The 5,320-nt window shown below is 66.9% G+C and carries 6 protein-coding genes and 1 pseudogene; 4 read left to right on the top strand and 3 right to left on the bottom strand.

The features are described from left to right. The 3 genes from AC2VOP_RS18860 to AC2VOP_RS18850 form a co-directional block, all read left to right on the top strand. On the top strand, nt 1-2,387 hold a 2,387-nt coding region (locus AC2VOP_RS18860; protein ID WP_486962381.1), incomplete at its 5' end, for a CaiB/BaiF CoA-transferase family protein. Nucleotides 2,388-2,464: 77 nt separating this feature from the next. Then, entirely contained in the window at nt 2,465-2,695 is a 231-nt protein-coding gene (locus AC2VOP_RS18855; RefSeq protein WP_486962380.1) for a ribbon-helix-helix domain-containing protein, read from the top strand. Then, nucleotides 2,692-3,108, top strand: coding sequence for a type II toxin-antitoxin system VapC family toxin (locus AC2VOP_RS18850; protein WP_486962379.1), 417 nt, complete (start codon nt 2,692-2,694; stop codon nt 3,106-3,108). The genes AC2VOP_RS18855 and AC2VOP_RS18850 overlap by 4 nt, the downstream gene beginning before the upstream one ends. A gap of 19 nt (nt 3,109-3,127) precedes the next feature. Here the strand turns inward: AC2VOP_RS18850 and AC2VOP_RS18845 are convergent, their stop codons facing one another. From AC2VOP_RS18845 to AC2VOP_RS18835, 3 genes are all read right to left on the bottom strand, one after another. Beyond that, nucleotides 3,128-3,427, bottom strand: a complete 300-nt coding sequence (locus tag AC2VOP_RS18845; protein WP_486962378.1) for a type II toxin-antitoxin system PemK/MazF family toxin — start codon at nt 3,425-3,427, stop codon at nt 3,128-3,130. Beyond that, nucleotides 3,427-3,744 (bottom strand): YlcI/YnfO family protein, encoded by a 318-nt coding sequence (locus AC2VOP_RS18840; protein WP_486962382.1) that lies wholly within the window; start codon nt 3,742-3,744, stop codon nt 3,427-3,429. Before AC2VOP_RS18840 ends, AC2VOP_RS18845 begins: the two co-directional genes overlap by 1 nt. Nucleotides 3,745-3,899: 155 nt before the next feature. Next, on the bottom strand, nt 3,900-4,928 hold the full coding sequence (locus tag AC2VOP_RS18835; RefSeq protein WP_486962377.1) for an Rv1157c family protein: 1,029 nt from the start codon (nt 4,926-4,928) through the stop codon (nt 3,900-3,902). 181 nt (nt 4,929-5,109) lie between these two features. Between AC2VOP_RS18835 and pimE the strand changes: the two are divergent. Beyond that, nucleotides 5,110-5,320: pseudogene (gene pimE / locus AC2VOP_RS18830) on the top strand (mannosyltransferase); the annotation flags it as partial.

Here is a 5,320-nt window from a genome sequence, read left to right as displayed (position 1 = left end):
CCAGCGACGGATCGCAGTGCCGACCGACGCCGCTGGATTCGCTGCGGGTCGTCGAGATCAGCGACCGGATAGCGGGCAGCTACTGCGGCAAGCTGCTGGTCGACGCTGGTGCCGAAGTGCGTAAAATCGAGTCGCCGCAAGGAGATCCGCTGCGCAGCTACACCGCCTGCGGTTCACCCCTACCGGAGTCGACGGACGCGCCGCTGTTTTCCTACCTCAACGCCGGCAAGCGCAGCCTGGCCTTGTCACCCTCGGATGAGCGATACCGCGCCGCACTCGTCGCCGCCGACGTCATCGTGATCACCGCCACCGCCTCGCAGGCGGCGGATGTGGGCATCGATCCGCAGCGGCTGCTGGCGGCCAACCCGCGCGCTGTCGTCGTGTCGATCTCCGACTTCGGCTGGACCGGACCGTATGCCGAGCGGGTGGCCAGTGAGTTCACTCTGCAGGCCTGGGCCGGACTGACCGGGTTTCGTGGCGATCCCGCCGGGCCGCCCATCGCGATAGGCGGCCGGCTGGGGGAGTACATGGGCGGCGTGTGTGCCGCGTTCGGTGCGCTGGCGGTGTATCGCCGTGTGCGGCATGGGGGTCCGGGTGAGCACCTCGACCTGTCGATGCTGGAGGCGATGACGTTGATGCAGAGCTCCGAATGGCTGCACAGCCAGCTGCTGGCGGTGCCGCCGGTCACCCGCACCATCGAGGTGCCTTCGATCGAAGAAGCCAAGGACGGCTACGTCGGCATCACCATGGTCACCGGCCAGCAGTGGCTGGACTTCGCCGCGATGCTCGATTGCCCGGGGCTGACCGAAAACCAGCAGTTGCGCTTTCAGCTCGGCCGTTGGGAACACCGGGATTTCATCCGCGAACTGATCGGGCCGTGGCTGCGTGAGCGCACCGTGGACGAGATCGTCGAACTGGGGCAACTGTTCCGGCTGCCGATCGCGCCACTGGGCAACGGCTCGACAATCCGCGAGATGGACCACCTCAAGGAACGCGGTGTGTTCGTGCGCAACACGGCCGGTTTTCATCAGCCCCGCCCACCGTGGTTGATGTCGCAGTGCACACCCGCACCGCTGTCGACCGCACCAGTTCTCGGTGCTGCCAACACCGAAACCACCTGGCCGCCACGGGAATTCGCACCAGGACTGGCCCGCCGACGGCTGCCGCTGAAGGGCGTCCGCGTGGTGGATTTGACCGCGTTCTGGGCCGGACCGGCCGCGACGCACCTGCTGGCGGCGTTCGGCGCCGACGTGATCAAGGTGGAGTCGATCCAGCGGCCCGACGGCATCCGCTACTCGGGTGGGATGCGCACCGACGTCGACGACTGGTGGGAGTACGGCTGGGTGTTTCACGCCATGAACACCAACAAGCGGTCGGTCACCCTGGATTTGGGGTCCGACGACGGGCGCCGGTTGTTTATGACGCTGGCGGCCGGGGCCGACGTGGTGATCGAGAACTTCTCGCCGCGGGTGATGGACCACTTCGGGCTGACCGTCGACGCGCTGCTGGGCGTCAACCCACGGCTGGTCGTCGCTCGGATGCCGGCGTTCGGCCTGGACGGTCCGTGGCGCGACCGGGTCGGCTTTGCGCCCACCATGGAGCAGATCGCCGGGCTGGCTTGGGTGACCGGATTGCCCGATGGCCCGCCGGTCGCGCCGCGCGGAGCGTGCGATCCGCTGGCCGGTGCTCACGCCGCGTTCGCGGTTGTCGCGGCGCTGGCGTTCGCCGAACGCACCGGAGCCGGTCAACTGGTGGAGCTGCCGATGATCGAAGCGGTGCTGGCCGCGACCGCCGTCCAGCCGATGGAATTCGAGGTGTTGGGGGTGACCCTGGGGCGTCAGGGCAACCGGGACCAAGGCGCAGTCGTGCAGAACCTCTATCGCTGCGCCGGTGACGACGAGTGGATCGCCGTCACCGTGGCTACCGACGAGCAGTGGTGGGCGCTGGTTGAAGTGCTGGGCCACCCGGCCTGGGCCGACGGCGCGCGGCTGACCGAGGCAGCCGGACGACAGGATCGCGCCGACGGCATCGATGCACGGCTGGCCGACTGGTTCGCCGGCCAGCCGCTTGACCCTACAGTTGAAAAGCTTGCCGCGGCAGGCATTCCCGCCGCACCGGTGGTGTCTCCGTCGCTGGTCACCGAGAATCGTCAACTGCGCGATCGCGGGTTCTTCGAGCCGCTGACTCATCCGCGTACCGGGTCGGGCCTATATCCGTGTCCGCCGTTCCCGCCGGTGGCCGGCCAGCATCGCTGGCTGACGCGGCCCCCGCCCACGCTGGGCCAGCACAATACCGAGGTGCTGCGCGAACTGTGCGGCCTCAGCGACGAGGAATTCGCGCAGCTGGCGGCAGACAAGGTGATCGGTACCCGGCCCGCCGGGGCGTGAGCCGCTCAGCAGTCCTTCTGGCACGCCATCCCGATGATATATAGTTGCTGTAACGCTCAATATGTATAGTTGATCCGGTGAAGACAATCGCGGTGACGATTCCTGAAGAACTCGACGTACGGGCCGTCGAAGAGGCCCGCCGTCGGGGCATCTCCAAGTCCGAATTGATCCGTCTGGGACTCAATGCCGTCCTTGCGCCGCCGCTCGAGGAGTCCGATGAGGACCTTTGGTGCTGCCTCGCTGGGTTTGGCTCGAGTCATGTGTCAGTGGGGCCAGGCGAGGTCGACGACGTCGTTTACGGCAAGTGAAGTTCGCCGACACCGGTTGGTGGGTGGCCTGGGCGCTGCCCGGAGACGCTCGACACCGAGATGCGTTGGCGATGTTGCGCAATCTCGGGCGGTCCGAGCAAATTCTCACGACTAACCTTGTTGCCGGTGAGACCTGGACTTTCCTGCGCCGCAAGGACAGCCATCGCACTGCCCTGACCTTTCTCGACCGGCTTGAGACCCTCAGTGGCGCCGAGCGGCTCGTGGTGCACCGAGTTACCGAGCGTCAAGAAGCGGCGGCGTGGGACTGGCTCCGCAAGCACGACGAGCGGGTGTGCTCCTACGTGGACGCCACGAGTTTCCGCGTTATGCGCGACCGGCGCCTACGCGAGGCGCTGGCCTTCGACCGAGACTTCGCGGCGGCCGGATTCGTGGAGATCCTTGCCGGCCTATGACACGACCCAATCACACGACTCAATCGAGGTCGAAGGCGTTGCCGATGGCGTCTGCCAGGGCTGATTCCTGCGATGCGAGAAGATAGCCGATTTGACGTCCAAGGTCAGACACCGGGATCGTTTGAATGTTGTCACAACTGACGACGGACGGTTGATTCAGCCCGTTCACCGCGCCTACCGGGACTTCGGTGGCCAGCCCTCGGACGGTTGTCGTGACCGGAGCGACGGTGACATTGCGGAGATGCGGACGCACGACCTCCCGGGTGAGAATCAGGACCGGTCGGGACTTGTCGAGCTGGGCGATGTGGATAGGTCGCATCAGTCGATGTCGAGGACGGTCCGAGCAGCGTGGCCGGCCAACGTGTCCAAATCATTGGGCGCCGACACTCTGGCCGCGAGGATCTCCGCGTCGCGTTCAGCGAGGCGACGGCGACGGTCCCGCTCCAGTGCCCGCACCACGACAGCCGCACGGCTGCGAGCATGTTGTCCCCGAACTTCGTCATCGATAAAAGCGACGATCTCGTCGGGCAAGCGGACCGCAATTTGTGTGCTCACCACATAGATGGTACCAGTTTGGTATGCATCTCGGGTGCCCAGTGATACCTGGCGGACCCCGTCCAACTCTTCTCGGAGCAGCTTCTCCTCGTCGCGGATACGCCAGGCAAGCACCAGCAGGCCGGGCACGACAAAAACGGCTCGCCCGAGCACGTCACCATCTCGACGATTCCGGGCTCAGCGTCGATGGGTGGCGGGATCGCTGGGATGCGGCGCGCTATCGGAGTGCCAGACAGTCAGGGCACCACCGTCGAGCCGATGGTCGGGATGAAGTTGCACTGGCGATCCTTGGTGCTGACCTGGCCGAAGATCGTCGAGATGATGCTGCCCGATCCGGTGTCGACGACCGCCGTCAACGTAGTCGGCCCCTCGGGGTTGATGTCGGGACGCGGTGTGAGGGTGGCGGTGCCCGATTTGCCGGTGGTCAGGTTCACCCAGGTGACGTTGAGCGGCAACTTCTGCGTTTCGGCAGGTCCGGGCGTACCGACGGCAGTGAACACATAGGCGGTCTGACCGGATGCCGGCCCGGGGGTAGGGATCTTCGCCGGGCCTGCCACCGACAGCGCAGTCGCAATGGAGTTGCCACCGTCCGACAGGCAGCCGGTGCCGATTGACGGGTACATGAAGTCCTGGGTGGGCGGGCTGTCTGGACCGAACACCGGAGTGGCCCCCGGTGCCGGGCCGGCGGCCTCCGGCAGCGCCGGGGCCGGTGCGGCGTCAGGTGCCGGAGGGGCAGGTGCGGCTACGGCTTCCGGGACCACCGGGGTCGCTGGCACCGCCTGCCACCTGGGACCCACCCGGTGAGCCGGATCGACGCCGGTGGGCAGATGCGCGACAGCACCAGGCGCTGAGCCCGGGGTCGGTATGTGCGCGGACGGGTCGCGCGGCGGCGCGGCGGGCGCATCGTTCGCCAGCTGCGCCTGCGGAAGCCCATCAGACCCGGGCGCCGTAGGTGCCTGCACAAACTGGGTCACCGAGTCGGCGACCTGCTTGGCATCCGTGGGTGCCGCAGAGTTGCCGGTGAGGGCGGCAGCCGCCGCCATCAGCAGCGACACGGCGCCGGACGGATCGGCGGCCGCCTGCTGAATCACCGGGCTCAGCTGCTCGATAGCGGGCAGACCGGGCAACTGCAGGGACTGTAGGGCGGGCAGGCCGGGTATCGGCTGAGGCGGTTCGGCCTTGGCGTCACTGCTGAGGAGCAGCGCGGTCGACGAACCGATCGCGACGGCAGCCGTGGCGGCGAACAACGTCCGGATCTGCGACATGATTTCTCCAATTCCCGTTGGCGGCGGCGAGAGGTGTCGAGAGGCATCGAGAGGCGTGGGCAAGGTTGACAAGGTGTTTGGAAGGGCGTTCGAAAAGTCTTCCAAAAGTCAAGGTAACGTGTTACTGCTGATACTCAAGTGACACGTGTGGTGTTTATGAAACCGTTACCGAGCGGACCGGCGGTGGTGCTTCGCTAGAGTCGGGCCGGTAGACGCGACCTCCGCCACCCCCGCGACCCCCGCGACCCCCGCCAGCCCCGCCGCCCGCCGGATGACGAACGGGTGGACCCGACTGGCTCCGCTGCTGTTGGCGGCCAGCATCGCGGCGCGGCTGGCCTGGACATACCTGACACCCAACGGCGCCAACTTCGTCGACCTGCACGTCTACGTCG

The organism is Mycobacterium sp. TH-M106 (assembly GCF_057473765.1).
The sequence above is the reverse complement of the archived record's forward strand: the minus strand, read 5'-3'. Positions and strand labels throughout refer to the sequence as shown.